Source organism: Vibrio sp. NH-UV-68, assembly GCF_042940635.1.
GTDB classification, from domain to species: domain Bacteria; phylum Pseudomonadota; class Gammaproteobacteria; order Enterobacterales; family Vibrionaceae; genus Vibrio; species Vibrio pacinii.
On the sequence record NZ_CP134976.1, the window covers coordinates 125,419 to 143,178 of the forward strand.

11 protein-coding genes and 1 riboswitch are annotated in these 17,760 nt (G+C 43.8%); of the genes, 7 read left to right on the forward strand and 4 right to left on the reverse strand.

The window, feature by feature from the left end; genetic code table 11:
- Positions 1-287: 287 nt before the first annotated feature.
- Entirely contained in the window at positions 288-1,856 is a 1,569-nt protein-coding gene (locus tag ViNHUV68_RS15015; RefSeq protein WP_391091289.1) for an ATP-binding cassette domain-containing protein, read from the reverse strand.
- Positions 1,857-2,192: 336 nt separating this feature from the next.
- Here ViNHUV68_RS15015 and ViNHUV68_RS15020 point away from each other — a divergent pair, with 336 nt between their 5' ends.
- Both ViNHUV68_RS15020 and ViNHUV68_RS15025 read left to right on the forward strand, forming a co-directional pair.
- Positions 2,193-2,999, forward strand: a complete 807-nt coding sequence (locus ViNHUV68_RS15020) for a transporter substrate-binding domain-containing protein (RefSeq protein WP_391091291.1) — start codon at positions 2,193-2,195, stop codon at positions 2,997-2,999.
- Positions 3,000-3,332: 333 nt separating this feature from the next.
- Entirely contained in the window at positions 3,333-4,406 is a 1,074-nt protein-coding gene (locus tag ViNHUV68_RS15025) for a diguanylate cyclase (RefSeq protein WP_391091293.1), read from the forward strand.
- A gap of 56 nt (positions 4,407-4,462) precedes the next feature.
- Here the strand turns inward: ViNHUV68_RS15025 and ViNHUV68_RS15030 are convergent, their stop codons facing one another.
- Positions 4,463-4,948, reverse strand: coding sequence for a VOC family protein (locus ViNHUV68_RS15030; protein ID WP_391091295.1), 486 nt, complete (start codon positions 4,946-4,948; stop codon positions 4,463-4,465).
- A gap of 297 nt (positions 4,949-5,245) precedes the next feature.
- A riboswitch (FMN riboswitch) is annotated at positions 5,246-5,395 on the forward strand.
- A gap of 105 nt (positions 5,396-5,500) precedes the next feature.
- On the opposite strand from ViNHUV68_RS15030, the gene ribB reads away from it, so the two are divergent.
- From ribB to ViNHUV68_RS15045, 3 genes are all read left to right on the forward strand, one after another.
- The gene (gene ribB, locus ViNHUV68_RS15035; protein ID WP_038173241.1) at positions 5,501-6,157 is read left to right on the forward strand and encodes a 3,4-dihydroxy-2-butanone-4-phosphate synthase; all 657 of its coding nucleotides are present in this window, start codon (positions 5,501-5,503) and stop codon (positions 6,155-6,157) included.
- 151 nt (positions 6,158-6,308) lie between these two features.
- Positions 6,309-8,531, forward strand: coding sequence for an EAL domain-containing protein (locus ViNHUV68_RS15040; RefSeq protein ID WP_391091297.1), 2,223 nt, complete (start codon positions 6,309-6,311; stop codon positions 8,529-8,531).
- A 14-nt stretch (positions 8,532-8,545) separates the two neighbouring features.
- Positions 8,546-10,762: an ATP-binding protein gene (locus tag ViNHUV68_RS15045; RefSeq protein WP_391091299.1), complete on the forward strand. Its 2,217-nt coding sequence runs from the start codon at positions 8,546-8,548 to the stop codon at positions 10,760-10,762.
- Between the two features lie 71 nt (positions 10,763-10,833).
- Here the strand turns inward: ViNHUV68_RS15045 and ViNHUV68_RS15050 are convergent, their stop codons facing one another.
- Positions 10,834-12,045 (reverse strand): MFS transporter, encoded by a 1,212-nt coding sequence (locus tag ViNHUV68_RS15050; RefSeq protein ID WP_391091301.1) that lies wholly within the window; start codon positions 12,043-12,045, stop codon positions 10,834-10,836.
- A gap of 181 nt (positions 12,046-12,226) precedes the next feature.
- Here ViNHUV68_RS15050 and ViNHUV68_RS15055 point away from each other — a divergent pair, with 181 nt between their 5' ends.
- Positions 12,227-13,144, forward strand: a complete 918-nt coding sequence (locus tag ViNHUV68_RS15055; RefSeq protein ID WP_038173244.1) for an AraC family transcriptional regulator — start codon at positions 12,227-12,229, stop codon at positions 13,142-13,144.
- A gap of 39 nt (positions 13,145-13,183) precedes the next feature.
- Here ViNHUV68_RS15055 and ViNHUV68_RS15060 read toward each other — a convergent pair whose 3' ends face one another.
- Positions 13,184-14,218 carry an extracellular solute-binding protein gene (locus ViNHUV68_RS15060; RefSeq protein WP_391091303.1) on the reverse strand — a complete coding sequence of 345 codons (1,035 nt, stop codon included), beginning with the start codon at positions 14,216-14,218 and terminating at the stop codon, positions 13,184-13,186.
- A 349-nt stretch (positions 14,219-14,567) separates the two neighbouring features.
- On the opposite strand from ViNHUV68_RS15060, the gene ViNHUV68_RS15065 reads away from it, so the two are divergent.
- Positions 14,568-17,750, forward strand: coding sequence for an HD domain-containing phosphohydrolase (locus ViNHUV68_RS15065; RefSeq protein WP_391091305.1), 3,183 nt, complete (start codon positions 14,568-14,570; stop codon positions 17,748-17,750).
- Positions 17,751-17,760: the final 10 nt, after the last annotated feature.

A 17,760-nucleotide genomic window follows, 5' to 3' on the forward strand; every position in this document is an offset into this window, starting at 1 on the left:
CAACTCAAGGTACACCTAGCAGTTTCATATTACAAATTTAGTCATTGAATTTGCTGTATTAATCATGAAAAGCGTTTCATCAAACAGACAGATAAGATTCAGTATGTCGCTTAAACATAATTTAGATTGATCCTGAAGCCAAAGGGAGATATCAGGGTCAGGTCTTGCTTTTTGCCACGGAATACAAGTTACGTTTAAAAAACAACTGTAACCTACTTGGCAACATAACAAGTTTTGGGGCAACTTCATGTTACCCCATTTATGCTCCGCTAGACATTCTAGGCAAGTTACATGGTGACTTGTATCTGGACTCCTGATTCACAAGCAAAATCATGATCATGGCTTACGAGAATAAAACCACCGCGATAATCACATAGAGCCTGTGCCAGCATTATTTTCGAGTCTAGGTCGAGATGGTTATCTGGCTCATCGAGTAGTAACAAAGGTTGCTCAGGCTGATGACTGACAATAAGCATGGCTAACTTCATCTTCTCCCCGCCGCTAAGCATGCTGCCAAGACGAAATACACTGTCACGACGAAAACCAATACCTGCGAGTAATGTTCTGGCATCACTCTCTTTGATACCGCGGCACTGTTGTATCAAGTTATCTAGTATCGATAATTTCGCTCGAATGACACCAAAATTCTGGTCAAGATAATACAATGGCGTATTCAGTTGCAGCTCCCCTTGCTGAAGCGAAATCTCACCCAATAGTGTTTTCAGCAGGGTTGATTTACCACTACCATTGTTACCTGTGAGGTGTATCTTATCATTAGCATATACTTGCAGTGAGATAAGCTTAGTAGGACCAAAAGGCAATACAGCTTCAAACATTGAAATCACTTTGCGTAAGCGGCTTGGGTTGTGTTCCAAGTGAAGCTTTTGTCCTTTCAGTTGTTCTTTTCTTGTCTTCAGTAACTGCTCTTTATCCAGTAAGTGAGCTTGACGACGTTGCTCGTTTTTATTGCGATTAGAAGCGCGAGCGGTCGCTTTATCTTTTTTGCCATCAAGTAGAATTTTGGGCTGACTCCCGTCTTTGCGTAATTTAATGCCTTGTGCGGCTCTCTGATCTGCCTTTTCACGGTTTCTCTGAGCTTGCATTTCCAACTTTTTTCTCTGCTTATCTACGCTGGCAAGTTGTCGATCTACTGCTTGTAACTCGGTACGTTTTTGTTCGGTATATAAATCGTAACTCCCACCAAACACTTGTATCCCAAGTCCAGAAAGCTCCCAAATTTCTTCCATTTCACGCAGTAACACTCGGTCATGGCTAATAAGTAAAATCGCACCTTTGAACGCTCGCATTGATTCAAGTAACCACTGCTTTGCATCAACATCAAGATGATTGGAGGGCTCATCTAAAATCAGTAACTCAACCTCACTCTCAAACAACTGCCACAGTTGTAATCGCGCTAATTGTCCACCACTGAGTTGAGTGCAAGGAAAATCTGCATCTGGTGGTAAGCCGATTTCTTCAAGTTGCTGAGTAAGTAATATCGGCAAACCCCATTGCTCGCCAATTACATCAAACCAATGCTGTGAACAATCACCTGATTCAACCTGCTTTATCGCTTCAAGCACTTGCTCTTTACCCAAGAACTGGGCAATAGAAAGTTCGCCAGATAACAACTGAGATGGTTGCTGGCGATATACCGAGAATGACTTAGGTAACGTGACAGTTCCACTCGATGGCGTTTTTTCACCACTTAAAATCGACGCAAATATCGATTTACCAACACCATTGCGACCAACCAGTCCAATACGATTCTTAATCATGGAACATGATAATTGTTGAAACAGTATCTCGCCGTTATCAAATTGATGACTAATATTGTGGGCCTGTAATACTGGCATACTTTGCCTCCTGTATGACAGGGACAACAGCCGCAGCTAGACAGTTAACAAAGATGAAATCAATGCAAATACGCACGCTTATCTGAGCGATTAAAGTAACCAAAATGTACTTGTAAAGAAATATCGGAGAGTGAGCTACGCCTACTAACCCTGTAAGTCCAAAAAAAATGAAAAATGGATGACAGGCTTAGTTGTTCATGTTGGCGTAATCTCCTGAAGAAGTGATAGGCAAAGGTTACTGTATTTTGTACTTCGGCGCAAATCAACTCTCATGGCACTATTTCAGTAACTGCCTATACTGTCAGTAACTTAACTTATTGTACTTGAGAGATAATTATGCCGTCGCAATCTAAACAAACAAAAAAAACTCTGACTTTTAATCTCCTCTTGGCAAGCTCTGTTGCGCTTGTTTCTACTGCTGTTTTATCAGATACGCTACGAATCGCGACGGATGAATGGTGTCCTTACGATTGCATCGCAAGTCAAAACCAAGGCAAGGTTGGTTATCTAGGTGATTTGCTAGTTGAAACTATGAAAGCAAGAGGCCATCAGGTTGAGTTCGTTGAAGTATCTTACTCACGTGGGCTGCAATTAGTTAGAGAAGGCAAGCTTGACGGTACCATGGCCTGCTTTCGAGAAGAAGCGCCGGATTTTGTGTTTCCAGAGTTTGCTCTGGGCAAGAGTAACAGTACCTTTTTTAGCCACAAAGACTCAAACTGGCAATATACAGGCAAAAAATCGCTTGAGCAGGCAAAAATGATCGGCATTATTAAAGGGTATGACTATGTTGATCCCACTGTGATGGATTATTTTAATCAAAATCCCAAAAACGTTCTTGCCATCACCGGAGAGAAGCCTTTAGAAAGGTTGCTTGAGATGCTAGTCAATGGTCGCTTAACCGCGGTTATTGAAGACAAAAGCGTATTGGAATACAAGGCCAAACAAATAGGCAAGTCCGACCAAGTCAAAGTCTCCGGCACCACCAGTGTCGTCATTGATGTCTACAGCAGCTTTTCACCTAAAAACCCTAAATCTGCTGAGTATGCCAAGATCTTGTCTGAAGAAACTCTGAAAATGCGAGAAGATGGTCGTTTAAATAAATTGCTGGAGCGGTATGGCATTCAAGACTGGCAAGCCCAATAAACGATGCCTCCCACCCCAAATAAAGCTGAGGGTTGTTAAGTGCGAGCTTTGCTGAAACGTTATCGCCAATCTATTGCGCTGCATCTACTGCTCGTTATCTTTGGCTTTTATTTTTTAGTGGCCGTGTTGGTCACTGTGGTACAGCTTTACAAAGAATATGAAAACACAAAAAAAGAGTTTTATGAGGAGATTCAAACCTTTCCAGCGACCTTTGGTAAGGGAATTTCCGACTCAGTTTGGACCTATAATCAAGAGTTACTGCAATCGATTCTACAAGGCATGTACAACCTTCCCATTGTGGTCGGAGTCAAAATCGAGTCGCTTGATCACAAAATGGATTTACAAATCGGTGCGGTGTTTAATCAACAACATCAGGTTGAATATTACGATTCAAAAGGTGACCCTACAGAAGAAAAGCTCACCGGCTTAGGTGCTAACTCTCTTTTCGAGCACGAGTTTCCTATTTATTATCAAGGACCCGCATTTAGCCAGGATATCCCATTAGGGACGGTGACTCTTTATTCAAATGACCAACTGGTTTTTGAGCGAGTAAAATATGGCTTTTTCCTTATTTTAATCAACTCCATTATCAAAACTTTTGTGCTTTGGTTTATAATTTATTTCTTTATTAGCAAGTACTTAGGAAGACCACTCAAAGAGTTTACCTTCAAGATTTATCAGCAAGACACACAATCACCACAGCCGATAGATTTAGCGATAAACTGGACTGATAAAAATGAATTGATCATATTAAAAGACAGTTATAACCAAATGATTGAGAGAGTAAACAAGCACCGCCACGAATTGTTAGAACTTAACCAAGTGCTAGATGAGAAGGTTAAAGCTCGTACCCGCGATCTAGAGCTGGCCAAGGAAAGCGCTGAGCATTTAGCCTATAGCGATCCACTCACTCAACTTTGTAATCGCCGTGCTTTTTTTGATTATGGAAACCAGCTGCTCAATCAGGCTGATCAGCAGCAAAGTACTCTGAGTTTGATCATGATTGATATTGATAATTTTAAAAATCTTAATGACACTTATGGTCATGCATTGGGTGATCAGGCGCTAGTCGCGTTTGCAACAACGCTTAAAAACAACCTCCGTTCAACCGACATCATCGGCCGCGTGGGGGGAGAGGAGTTTGCCGTTCTTTTGTCTAATATTGGCGAAGGTAACGCGATGAATATTGCCGAAACTCTTCGCCAAAAAATCAGTCAAATCGAACTAAAACATCAACAGTTATCCATTCAGTTTACCGCCAGTTTGGGAGTTGTAGAGACTTTACGTGGAAACTCAAATATAGACTCGTTACTTGCTCAAGCCGACAAAGCCCTTTATTTTTCAAAGCACCACGGACGCAATCAAGTTACTGCGTATTCGGCAATAGACACTATTGCGCCACAATAACGATAGTAAAAAGGGAGCTGACTTTCGCCAGCTCCCTTAATTCAACGCTTGGTTGCTTATTCGTACTCAGACGCGTACGTCTCTTGGTAAGTATGCGAGTAAAGCTCAAACAGGTTACCGAACGGGTCTTCTAGGTAAACCATTTTCTGCGGCTTACTGTCATCTTCAGGGTGGTAGCGCATAATATCCATGCGCACTTTACCGCCGAACTGCTCTGTTTTCGCCATCACACCTTCAAAGTCGTCAGTTTCTAAACAGAAGTGGAAAATGCCCAGACGTTTAAAGTCAACTTCATGGCGCTCTGCACGATCTTTCATCTCAAACAACTCGACACCAATACCATCGGTTGTCACAAGATGGGCAATGTTAAAGCCTTTGAAGCCTTCACCAAAGACCGCAATACACATTCTACCGATCGCCGATTCGCGCTCTTCAACCACCTTAGTGTTACTCATGACGACTTTCAAACCGAGCACCTGAGTGTAAAACTCAACGGCTTTGTCCATATCACCAACTAAGATACCAACATGATTCATTTTCATAATACACTCCTAAAAATTCAGTTTTTGCTGCAATGCTTGTTTCGATGAGGAGAGTATAAGTAGTCCGGATAATTAAATAAAATTATTGATTATTATTAATTTGATAATATTAAATTATCAAATAACACTCTGTTAATTACATTCAGGTGATTGTCTTTATTGGTTTCAACTCATGCTGGCCAGTTTTACATCCGCCGATGCATATTGATTACTGAATGTGTGAGTCACCCTGTCAGCGAGTTATTGATTTTCCTCTCAAAGCCGATAGAATCAGACGGCTTTATTAGCAAACGTTTAATTTATTCTCAGGGCGGGGCGCAATTCCCCACCGGCGGTATTCCCCACCAACATATAGGGGTGAGCCCGCGAGCGCTCGATTCGTCGAGGTCAGCAGATCTGGTGCAAACCCAGAGCCGACGGTTATAGTACGGATGAGAGAGAATGAAAACACACCATCACGCCCTGCGTGCCGTGGTGTATTTCGTTTTGGCTGGGGTTATCTACCCCAGTGCTCATGTATGCCCTGGTTCTGGTGATATTTAGGAGTTAACCATGAATCAGTCATCTCTACTTGCCGAATTTGGCGACCCAATCATTCGCGTTGAAAACGCACTCAATGCATTAAAACAAGGCCGAGGCGTCCTGTTGCTCGACGATGAAGATCGAGAGAACGAAGGCGACATTATTTATTCTGTTGAGTCTTTAACCACGGAACAAATGGCGCTAATGATCCGCGAATGCAGTGGCATTGTTTGTCTTTGTCTACCAGAAGAGCAAGCCGATCGTCTTGAGTTGGTGCCGATGGTTACCAACAATAACAGTGCCAATCAAACCGCATTTACCGTGTCGATTGAAGCAAAAATTGGCGTGACCACTGGCGTCTCTGCGCAAGATCGAGTCACCACGATTAAAACGGCCGCTAACCCAACGGCAAAAGCGTCTGACCTTGCTCGTCCAGGGCATGTATTCCCTCTGCGTGCACGTAAAGGTGGTGTGCTCACTCGTCGAGGTCACACTGAAGGGACTATCGATTTGATGCAAATGGCCGGATTACAACCTGCGGGCGTTTTGTGCGAAGTGACAAACCCAGACGGTAGCATGGCGAAAACCCCAGAGATTATTGCATTTGGCAAACTGCATAATATGCCAGTACTGACGATTGAAGATATGGTCGCGTACCGTCAGCAATACGATTTAAAGCTCGCTTAAAACGATAATTAGCCAAGTGTTCACGGCACTTGGCTGTCATCCTATCTACCTTAGTGTAACTGCCTGTCTCAAAATACTTTCTGTTCTTCGCAACTCTGCCGATCTGTGACTAAGCTTTTAACTTAGCCATACTCCACAATATGAGGGAGCGATGAACAATAAGCACAACGAATCTGATGATTTGATGGCCATCATTGAAGATGACTCAAGGTCAAGTGTCACAACACTTCCCAGCCACAATTGGCGAATCTTGGTTGTGGATGACGACGCTGAAGTTCATCACGCAACCAAATTAGCACTGAAAAATTTGATCATTGAAGATCGTCCGCTTGAACTGATCCATGCGTATTCGGCAGCTCAAGCAGAGCAACTATTGCAGTCTGAAAAAGATATTGGCGTCATCTTGTTGGATGTGGTGATGGAAACCGACAGAGCCGGGCTCGATTTGGTTGAAGCCATTCGTGAAAAACTCGACCTGCACGCGATCCGAATTATCTTACGTACTGGTCAACCGGGTTATGCTCCCGAAATGGAAACCATCCAACGTTACGATATTAACGACTACCGAACCAAACCCGAGCTAACTCGTATTCGCTTATTTACTATTTTAACCAGTGCCATTCGAGCTTATAAACAGATCCGCAGTCAGCAAATCATGCGTCAGGGGCTTGAGAAAGTCGTCAAAGCCAGCACTGAGTTGGCCAACCTTCATGGAATGCGAATGTTCGCCGAAGGCGCCGTTAAACAAATTAGTGCCATCATCCAAATTGAACCTGATGGGCTGATTTGCGCGCAAGAAAACCTAGATAGTGATGAGTCGTTTTTGAGTCCACAAATTATTGCGGCATCAGGGCGCTACAGCCGATTTGTTCACACCCCGCTCGAAAGTATAGATTCAGAGACGATTCGTCATTCCATTCTGCGTTGTTTGGAGCAAAAGACCAGCCTGTTAGAAAGCGGATTAACGCTCTACTTTTCTACTGAGCAAGGTCGTGGTATCGCAGCTTATGTAGACATTAACCGGCCATTAGAAAGTATTGACCGACACTTACTCGAAGTGTTTTGTGCTAACCTTTCGGTCGGGTTTGATAACGTTATTTTGTACAACCGCCTTGAAGAAAAGGCCTTTAACGATCCTTTGCTCAATATTCCCAACCTTAATAGCTTACGTAATTTTCAATATACTCCCAAACACGACCAAGATTGCGGCCGGCTGGCGTTAATCGATATCGACGACTTTTCTGCCTTCAATGACAGTTTCGGCCACGCCACCGGTGACGGTCTACTTGGTTCAGTGGCCGCTCGCTTACAACATTATTTCCCCAGTTGTTTCTTGGCCCGCGTTGGTAGTGATGTTTTTGCTATGGTTGGTTCAGCCAAAGAGGTGATTAGCGAACAGATCCTATCGCTGTTCGAGCAAAGCCTTTTAGTTGATGAGCAACCATTTAAGATTACCGTTAGCATCGGGCTGGTTGACTTGCCTTGCCAAGACTTTAACTCATCAGCACGTTATAAAGATGCGCAATTGGCCCTCAAACAAGCCAAACTGCATCATCGTGGTTCAACGGTGTGCTTCTCGGCAGGAATGGGCCAAGATGCGCGTGACCGCATGCAATTGCTGACCGAATTAAAACAGGCACTCAATGACCACGCCTTGTTTATGATGTATCAGCCAAAATATAAACTCTCAACCTTAGAGCTAACTGGAGTGGAAGCCTTGCTACGTTGGCGCAACAAAGACGGTCAATTGATTCCACCTGATCAGTTCATTCCCCTTGCAGAACAATCTGGATTGATGGTCAGCATTGGCGCTTTTGTTATCGAACGCACTTGCCAAGAGTTTAAGCAGCTCCAGCAGGCTGGCTATTCTGAGCTCACGATGGCCATTAATGTTTCTCCGGCGCAACTTGAAGAGAGCAATTTTGTACCCTTGCTGCAAAGCGCCTTTCAACGCCATCAAATTAATCCTCACTGCATTGAGCTTGAAATCACCGAGACAGTGGCGGCGAAAAACTTATCTGAAATTTGCCAGGTGCTAGACCAAGTACGCCAGTTAGGCTGTAAGATTGCCATTGATGATTTTGGTACTGGTTTTTCATCTTTAAGTATGTTGCATAGCCTACCCGCGACTCGGCTAAAAATCGATCGAACCTTTGTCAACTCGATAGGCCAGGACGACAGCATCGCCAAAATGATCGTCAACTTGGGCCAAACCTTAGGCATGGAAATCACCGCTGAAGGCATCGAAAACCAGACTCAACTAGAACAACTTAAAGCCTTCCAATGTGAAGAGGGACAAGGTTGGCTGTTCGCAAGAGCCATGGTGATGGACCAGTTGATCCGCTTTGCCAGTACACCACTGGATATTGACTAGGGACGAAGTGCAAGATGAAAGATTCAGGTCACTCCAACGATACTATGTACTCACAAAATTCGGCTCATATGAGCTCAAAAGCGCTGATCACTCGCCACAGATTGATGATTTACGGCGCACTGGTTTTGATTATCTTACTGACCTTGGGCAACGCGCTCTATTTGAGTAAAGAGATTCGAACTCAGGAGGTAAGCAAGCTCCGACATCAAGCACTAGAGACCATGTTGGCGCTCAACAAAACCATCTCTGTTTCTATCAACCATGTTGGAAAAATGCGCAACGCGATAGAAAGCGCCTATCAATATCCAGATCTTACTCCAAGTCAGTCCGCCCTTGAGTTTCTTAGTAAAAACACCCTTGGTTCACCAAAAAATGCGCCGTGGGAAAACCTTCCAGATCAACTTAAAAATCACATTGGTCAGCTTTACGTTCGTTCCAACAGTCGAGATTACTCGTTTGACCAACGCGCTCTACTGACGATGGTTCCTGAAATCGTCGCCACCCACGCCCAGCATAACGATTTCCAGTGGAGTTATTACTACGATGCCAAACAAGCACTGAGCTATCTTTATCCTTGGTTGAGCTATAAAGACTTACTGCAAGCTACCGAAGCGAGTGACATGGACCAAGCACTCGATATTATTTATCAGGCGGGCGGCACCTACCCTCTCGACCTGATTAAGCCTGAAGCCAATCCACAACGTGACCAGGTATGGACCACACCCTACATGGATGCGGGTGGCAAAGGCATGATGATTTCTCTGCTAGCGCCTGTCTATGTTGATGGTGTTTTTGTCGGTGCAGTAGGCACCGATATTACGCTTAAGGTATTAGATACCATTTTGACCGAGCGTCCACTCGATATCGCACGCTTGGTGATTGTCGATGAGCAAGGGTTGGTGATTGGTGATAGTAAGGGCACACTGCAAAACACGACCGAAGCCGTGAAGCAACAAGGCGTGTTGACGTTAGTTGCACAAGGTGAAGCTCATCAAGTGGACCACGCGACCTTACACAGCAGCGCACAAGGTTACTGGAGCTCATATCAACTGCCTAATACCCCTTGGCGATTGGTGTTAGAAATTACTGATGCGCAGTTAGGATCGCACATCTTCACCATTATTATGCCCAACTTAATTATGGCAACCGCTTTCACCTTACTGTTGCTATTTGTGGTGCTTTATCAACATTGGAACTTTAGCCAGCCCGCTCTCCGATTAGCTCAGTTTGTCGAAGAGTTACCTAGCAACAAAACGCTGGTGCTCCCCGATATTCCAGATAGATGGTCATACTGGTTTGAGCGCGCTGCCAACACAGAAAAAGATCGACGTGACTACCTTGAAAAAACCAAACAACAAACCGAGGATCTCGAGCAACGGGTTGAAGAACGTACTCAAGAGCTCAAACAAGCACTTGATATATTAAAGGCAACCCAAGAAGAATTGGTGCGATCAGAGAAACTCTCAGGACTGGGCTCACTGGTCGCGGGCATTGCCCATGAACTCAATACCCCTATCGGCAATGCGATAGTGGTTGCTAGCAGTTTGAAAGACTTTAACCGAGAGTTTGTCGAATCGACCAAAGAGGGGTTGCGCCGGTCGGTGCTCGATAACTATATAGAACAAAGTGGTCAATCCGCGGACAGTATTGAACGTAATCTCAGACGCGCGGCAGAGCTGATTTCAAGCTTCAAACAAGTGGCAGTCGATCAATCCAGTTATCAGCGTCGAACCTTTGAACTTGATGAGATCCTCCACGAACTTAGGATCACCATGTCGCCCAACTTATCACGCAGTAACATCACCCTAAGCGAAGCCTGCCAACACAAAATAAAAATGGATAGTTACCCGGGTCCACTCACTCAAGTGCTGATGAACTTGCTGTCAAATGCCTTAGTACATGCCTTCACCGATCATGAGCAGCGTCAGATTGAAATCAAAGGGTCATTAGAGCAGCAACATGCGGTGATCACCGTCACCGACAATGGGCTAGGAATTGCCAATGAACACCTTAACAAAGTCTTTGATCCTTTCTTTACCACTCGACTTGGCCAAGGAGGCTCAGGCTTAGGGCTAAACATTGTTTACAACTTAGTCACGGGATTACTGGGTGGAGAGATAAAAGTCACCAGTGAATTAGGTCAGGGCTGCTGCTTTACTCTCACTCTGCCTCTTGTTGCGCCAGAGAATGAAAATCCTGACGCTGACGAATCTATCATTGATATCCGCTAGCCAGTCTCGCTCATCTAACCTGTCACTGCGCGCCCAGAGCGGCGCAGTGACAGCTACTGACTCAAGCCCCCTTAAACCGCTGCGTTACGCAAAGGAGTATCAACATGCGTTTTCAATGAAAACACCATTAATAAAATTACCGCCAACGCTGAACCACCAAGTGACACATATAAGGTGCTGTAATAGTTAAACATTTGCGCCACTATGCCAATCGACAAGCTTGAAACCAACATACTCAGACTAAGCATACTGGAAAAAAGCGTCGAAGCTGTGCCCAGTCTATCGCGCATCATATCTTGCAGTACCACCATACCTAGGGTGGCGCAAACACCAATAAAGAAACCATTGAGCAGCTGCGCACCCAGCATGGCGATAAACGAAGTGCTGGTTAACATGATGCAATAAAACACGATACCGCTGACCACCGCCATCGTCATCAGTTTGATGGTGCCGAGTTTCTGTGCCAATTTACCCGCCCATAACATCACTGGAATTTCACACAACGCGCCAGCGCCAAATAGAAAACCAAGCCAGTTAGGGTTAACTTGGAGTTCTTGTGAGAGGTAAAGCGGCATGCTTGTGATATAGAGATTATTGGCCGAAAACGCCGCTACCAACGCCAAGCAGTACAGCGCAATTAGGCCATTGTTGTGACTCGATTGCACAGCTGACGATTGGGACGCTTGATCACCTTGAACTTTAACGCTGTGATTAGGTGAACTAGCATTGGGTAAAAACAGCACGACCACGCCAATACCTACCGTCACTATCGCCGCCGAAACCATAAACGAAGCGTTAAAACCAAAGCTTGCCTTGAGAATAAACGCCAAAGGAGGCCCAAATACCCAAGCGATGGCAATGCCAGCGCGCATAGTCGAAAGAAAGGTGGTGCTGTCACTGGCATGTTTATCAGCGTACTCACGACCTAGCGCAAACAATTGGCCAAAAGACGCCCCACTGACACTGCCAAATACGGTGGCAATCATAACCGCCGTCCAATAATCACGCACCACGGTAAAACTGACGACCGTAATTAAATAGCAAAAAAGTGCAGCCAATAAAATCGATTTTCGTGACCAACTGCGGTCTGATTTCGCCGCCAATAGTTGTGAAACAACCACCGAACTTACCACAGACAAAAACATGTATAGGCTCAGCTTAGTTGGTTCTGCGCCTAGCTCTTCAACGATAAATAAACTAGAAAGCGGGTAAAAAAATGCACCACATAAGCCAGCAACAAATGCGGTAAAAACAAACAACATGGCAGTTTTATCTTTGTACATTTTAGCCCCTCTTTTATCGACTATTGAACAATGATTTATTGCCGCTAGTCTAACCAAACTCATTATGATGAAATGATGTTATTCGAGCCAACTCTGATACTAATCATTCAATATATAAGAACTCTTTGACAGAAAAGAAGTAGTAACATTAATCTATCGCCTCATTTAGCTTGGAATTGATATGAAACCATTTATCGAGAATGTGCTCAGCACGCCCAACTACGATTGGCTGGTACGCGACTATCGCTGCCAAGTGAACAAGCAGACGTTCTCTTGCCCTTGGCACTACCACGCTGAGTATGAGTTAGTGCTCTATCTTGATGACGATGATGTTTTTACTGGTCATTACCTAGCGGGCGATGCGATTGGTAAAGTGAGGCGAAATACCCTGTTGTTATACGGCCCAGGTCTACCCCATTTGATTAAAGGCACCATTTCTGCCACCAAAGAAAAAGAACATCGCTCAATCGTAATATGGTTTAAACAGCATTGGGTTGAAAGATTACAAGCGGCCATTCCAGAAGCCCGTCATCTTAGGCGAGTACTGGAACAGGCCGCATATGGGCTTAAATTTTCTCAAGGCACCGCCGAAACCGTTGCTCAAGCATTAATTAATATTGAAGATTTACCGCGACACCATCAAGCCGTTCGCTTGATGGAGGTGTTAATTCACCTCAGTGATGACCTCAACACCGAAAAGATTTCATCGACACCTTATCGTCTCAACCAATTAACTGACGACAAAGACGCCCATCGAAAAGTCGAGCTGGCGTCACGTTTCATTGAACAAAATTATCATCGTTCGATCAAAATTTCCGATTTGTGTCAGTCGCTCCACCTTAGTGAAAGCTCAGCCTATCGTCTTTTCGAAAAGCATTATGGGGTGAGTTTTTCTGATCATCTTAAACAGTATCGAATAGGTAAGGCGTGTGAGTTACTGGTGAATACCAATAACCCCGTTTCTTTGGTAGCAGAAAAATCAGGATTTCAAAATCTATCCAACTTTAATCGCCAGTTTAGAGCGGTTAAACAAATGACCCCGTCTAAATTTCGTCGTCAGTTCGAGTTGGGCGAACCACTAAAACGAGTCAACCATTGACATGAAAAAGGAGCGCACTGCACTCCTTTGGTTATTTGACTATTGGGTTCTTAATCGTTGCCAATATTTTTCGTAAATGGCCAGCGCTTGTGGGCCGACATCATTGATAAACTCACCGTTTTTGACATCTTGCTCGGCGGGGAAAATGGTCGGGTTATTTTTTAATTCATCAGGCAATAAGGCTCGTCCGGCTTTGGTTGCCGATGCATAACCTAAACTCTTGACGATCTCCGCCTGATTGTCAGCTTGGTACATAAAGTTAATAAATTGATGAGCCAAGGCTTTGTTTTTACTGCCCGATGGAATGGTGAAGTTATCCATCCACAGTATCGCTCCCTCTTGTGGCATCACAAACTGCAATTCTGCCATCTCTACTTGACCTTGATAGGCATTTCCATTCCACTGCATACCAACTACAGCGTCACCAGACAAAAACAGCATTTGCGGTGCATCTGAATTATAGAGCAAGACATTCTCTTGTAGATCGACTAACGAGTCATACGCGGCTTTGATTTCATCCTCATTTTGACTGTTGATGCTAAAGCCTTTCAGTTTGAGCGCCATGCCAAACACATCACGGATATCGTCAATCAGCATCACTTGCTGAGTGTATTTTACATCCCAAAGATCAGCCCAACGGGTGATCGGCGCATCGACCATTTGCTGGTTGTAGCTGATGCCTGTCACACCCCAGATATAAGGAAGTGAATAGCGGTTTTGTGAGTCGTGTGCTTGGCCAAGCAAGCCATACATCGTGTCTTGCATATTAGGAATTTGTTTGTGGTCTAGTTCAGATAACAACCCTTCACGCGCCATTTTGTCGATAAAATAAGCCGACGCAAACACCACATCGTAGCCACTGCCTTTGACTAGCTTAAGCTTAGTGTACATAGATTCGTTATTTTCAAACGTGGTGTAGTTGATGACCACATTTTGTTGTTTCTCAAAAGCTTTTAGCGAGGCTTCCGGTAAATAGCCACCCCACGCATAGACATTGAGTACTGTCTTTTCAGCATAGGAAAAAGAACTAAATGCCAGCGCGGTTACCATCAAGCCCTTAATCAATGATTTCATAGTTTGCTTATCCAAAACAAAGCCAGCACCATGCTGGGATCAGGCGCATCATTGAGCAAACGTTAAATAATTGAAAACAAATTATATTTATCCTGAAAAGAAAAATTGATTATCGAGATCGAACGGCATAAAACCTTTTATTTTTAACTCTCGCTCTAAATAGGAGATGTGCCCTTATTGCAAAGTAGGCAAGAGAACACACAATTTACTAATAGTTATGATTAGTTAGTGCAGCTGCAAATATGTATTAAGTCTGACAACGGCTCTCAATCACTGCTTATTTACTTTTACATAATTCATACAAGTTCATATAGTCACGGATAAATTGAGAGGACAATCGAGCGAAACTATGAAGCTTAAAGGTAAAAAAGTGACCATCCGTGTCGCCCTCGGGACATTATTTGTATTGGTCACCGCCACCACCATCGCTGTTGCCGTTTCGCTGCAATATTACTTTTATAAAAAGTCAGAGCTCGATAACACACTGCTCAAATACCACAACATTTCAAGTCACATAAAAACGCAGTTGCTACAACTGGATAAAACGGCTGTCGGTCTGATAGATAAAGCCGCTTTATCATTCGACATCTTTGATATCTCCATCAAAGATCAAGATCAGTTACTGAAATTATTTACAACCATATTGTCATACGACGACAATATCTACAGCACCTACCTTGCAGATGATCAAGAGAATCTATTTCAAGTCATCAACCTTAATGCCAAAGCCAGCCAAAGAAAAATTGCAAGTGAAACCGATGAGAATTGGCTTGTTGTCGACCACTACACTACTAGCGAAGGTCGCAACAAGACCCTCTACTTCTACGATAATGCATTAAAACTAACACGCAGCATGACCGTTAAAAGCAATTTAATTCCCTCGCTACGTCCATGGTTTCAAGACGCCCGTGTCGATACAGTGAACAAAACCGAACCTTACCTATTCAACCACCTAAATATTAGTGGGCAGACCTACTCAAAACGAATCCAAAACACTAATCTTGTTGTTGGTCTCGACTACACACTTCCTACCATTCAGTCTTACTTAAAACGTAACGATCAGGCCATTATGTCTGAAAAATCGTTCGAAGCTTACCTCTTCCTAGAGGATGGTCGCCTAGTCGCAACTAATCAAGACATCAAGATCGATCAAGACCTTCCTGTGACTCAATCATTGAATTTGACCGAGGCGCAAAAAACGCTTATCAACAGAACACCACCATTAACAGTTTCAAGCCAACTTGATTGGGAGCCGATCGATTTCGCGGTCTCCGGCCATCCGTACGGATATGCGATCGACCTGATGAATTTAATTAGTTTAAAAACTGGCTTAAAGTTCAATTATATCAATGGTTTGGACTGGGAAAAGCTAGTACAACAATTTGATCAAGGACACATCGACCTACTTCACTCTGTCGCCACTGGCAGTCATTCTGAACGACCCAATCCTAATCTCCTACTACCTATGTATTCTTTACCTTACGCGCTTGCTGTCACCAACAATGACACCAATATTGAAACGTTGCAGCAAACTCAAGCATTGAAAGTGGGTGTACTCGAAGGTTGGACTATTCTCAATCAGTTTAAACAAGCCTTACCACTAGCCCAATTCAATGAATACCCGACTTTGAGCGCAGCTCTAGAAGAACTTAATCAAGGAATTATCGATGCCGTGCTTGATAATGCTCTGGTTTTAGATAAGAAAATATCAACCCTCGCGATTAAAAATTCATCCGTGATGCCGATTTCAGCACAGATCCTCAATGATACTTTCAGTTTAAAAGTTAAACCTTTACACGCCGATCTGCTTCCGATCATTTCGCAGGCTTTAGACAGTATCACTGATGAAAAAGGCCAGCAGTACTTACGAAGTAAGTGGATGAGAGAGCGTCCTATTTACACCCATATTCCTTACGAATCGCTGCTCGAACTGAGTAAAGCGGCTCAGAATCATGGAACGATCCAAGAGATCACACTTAATGGTGAACACTTCTACTTATTCTTAGAAAAGCTTGCCACATCAGAACAACAAATCGTTGCAATTTTAATCAAAAAACAACAAATATTAGATTCCGTCAATCAACGTATTTACTACTTTCTATCCTACTCTTTGATTATATTGTTTCTACTGCTACCAGTAGTATGGGTATTAGCGATTCCCGTAGTGCGACCAATTAAAGAAATAGAACGCCAATCAAAGCTGATTGCACAGCGTCGTTACCACCAGATCGAACTCATTCCTAGCCGTATAAAAGAGACTCACCAGCTTTCTGATTCCATGTGCTCTATGGCTACAGCACTCCATGCTTACGAGAAAGAACAACAGCTATTTGTCGACTCCTTTATTAAGCTGGTTGCCGATGCCATCGATGAAAAATCGCCTTATACTGGTAGCCACTGTATGCGTGTTCCTGATTTAGCCATGATGTTGATGGAAAAGGTACAAAATAGTGATAGCACTGAGTTCGATGGTTTTAGTTTTAAGACTCGTGCTGAATGGCGTGAGTTTGAAGTTGCCGCTTGGCTGCATGATTGCGGTAAGATCACCACACCCGAATATGTGGTCGACAAAGCGACCAAGCTTGAAACTAACTACAACCGCATCCATGAAATTCGTACGCGTTTTGAGGTGCTGTGGCGCGATGAGAAAATCGCGGCGCTAGAAAGTCAGCTAAATGGCACAATAAGCGATGAAGAAGCAGAAAAAACGTTATCCGAGCGCTTTAGCACACTTAATCAACAATTTGAATTTATCGCTCAAGCCAATATCGGTGGTGAGTTTATGAGTGATGAAAGCATCAAAAAAATCGTCACGATTGGCCAACAGACTTGGTATAAATATTTTGATGACAGCTTAGGCTTATCTTCGAATGAGCTCGAACGTTATCAACGCCAACCACTATGCAAAAACAAGCTTGAAACTCTGCTCAGCGATAAGCTCTCTCACCTTATTAAACGCGAGAGAGACTATCAGCTTGCCCCTGATCTAGGAATTGATATGGAAATTCCAGAGCACATGTACAATCTAGGTGAAATCTATAACCTAACGATTCGCCGTGGCACACTAACGGTAGAAGAACGATTTAAGATCAATGAGCATATGATTAGCGGTATCAAAATGCTCAATAACATCCCATTCCCACCAGATCTTGAGCGGGTACCGCGTTACGCGACCACTCACCATGAAACCCTTAAGGGCACAGGTTACCCACGCAAACTATCAGCGCAGGATCTTTCGATACCCGAGCGCGTACTGGCAATTGCTGATGTATTTGAGGCTCTGACTGCATCTGATCGACCGTATAAACAACCTAAGACCATCAGTGCCGCGCTCGATATTTTGCATAATATGGTTAAAGACAATCATCTAGATAGCAGGCTGTTTAAGTTATTCATCCAAGAAAAAGTCTATCTTATTTATGCCCAGCAATACCTAAAGCCAGCGCAGATTGATGAGATCAATATCGACAAATATTTAACATCGACCAACAATTTATTTAGCAACGACAAGACAAATAGTAGCGCACAATAAGCGCAGAGCG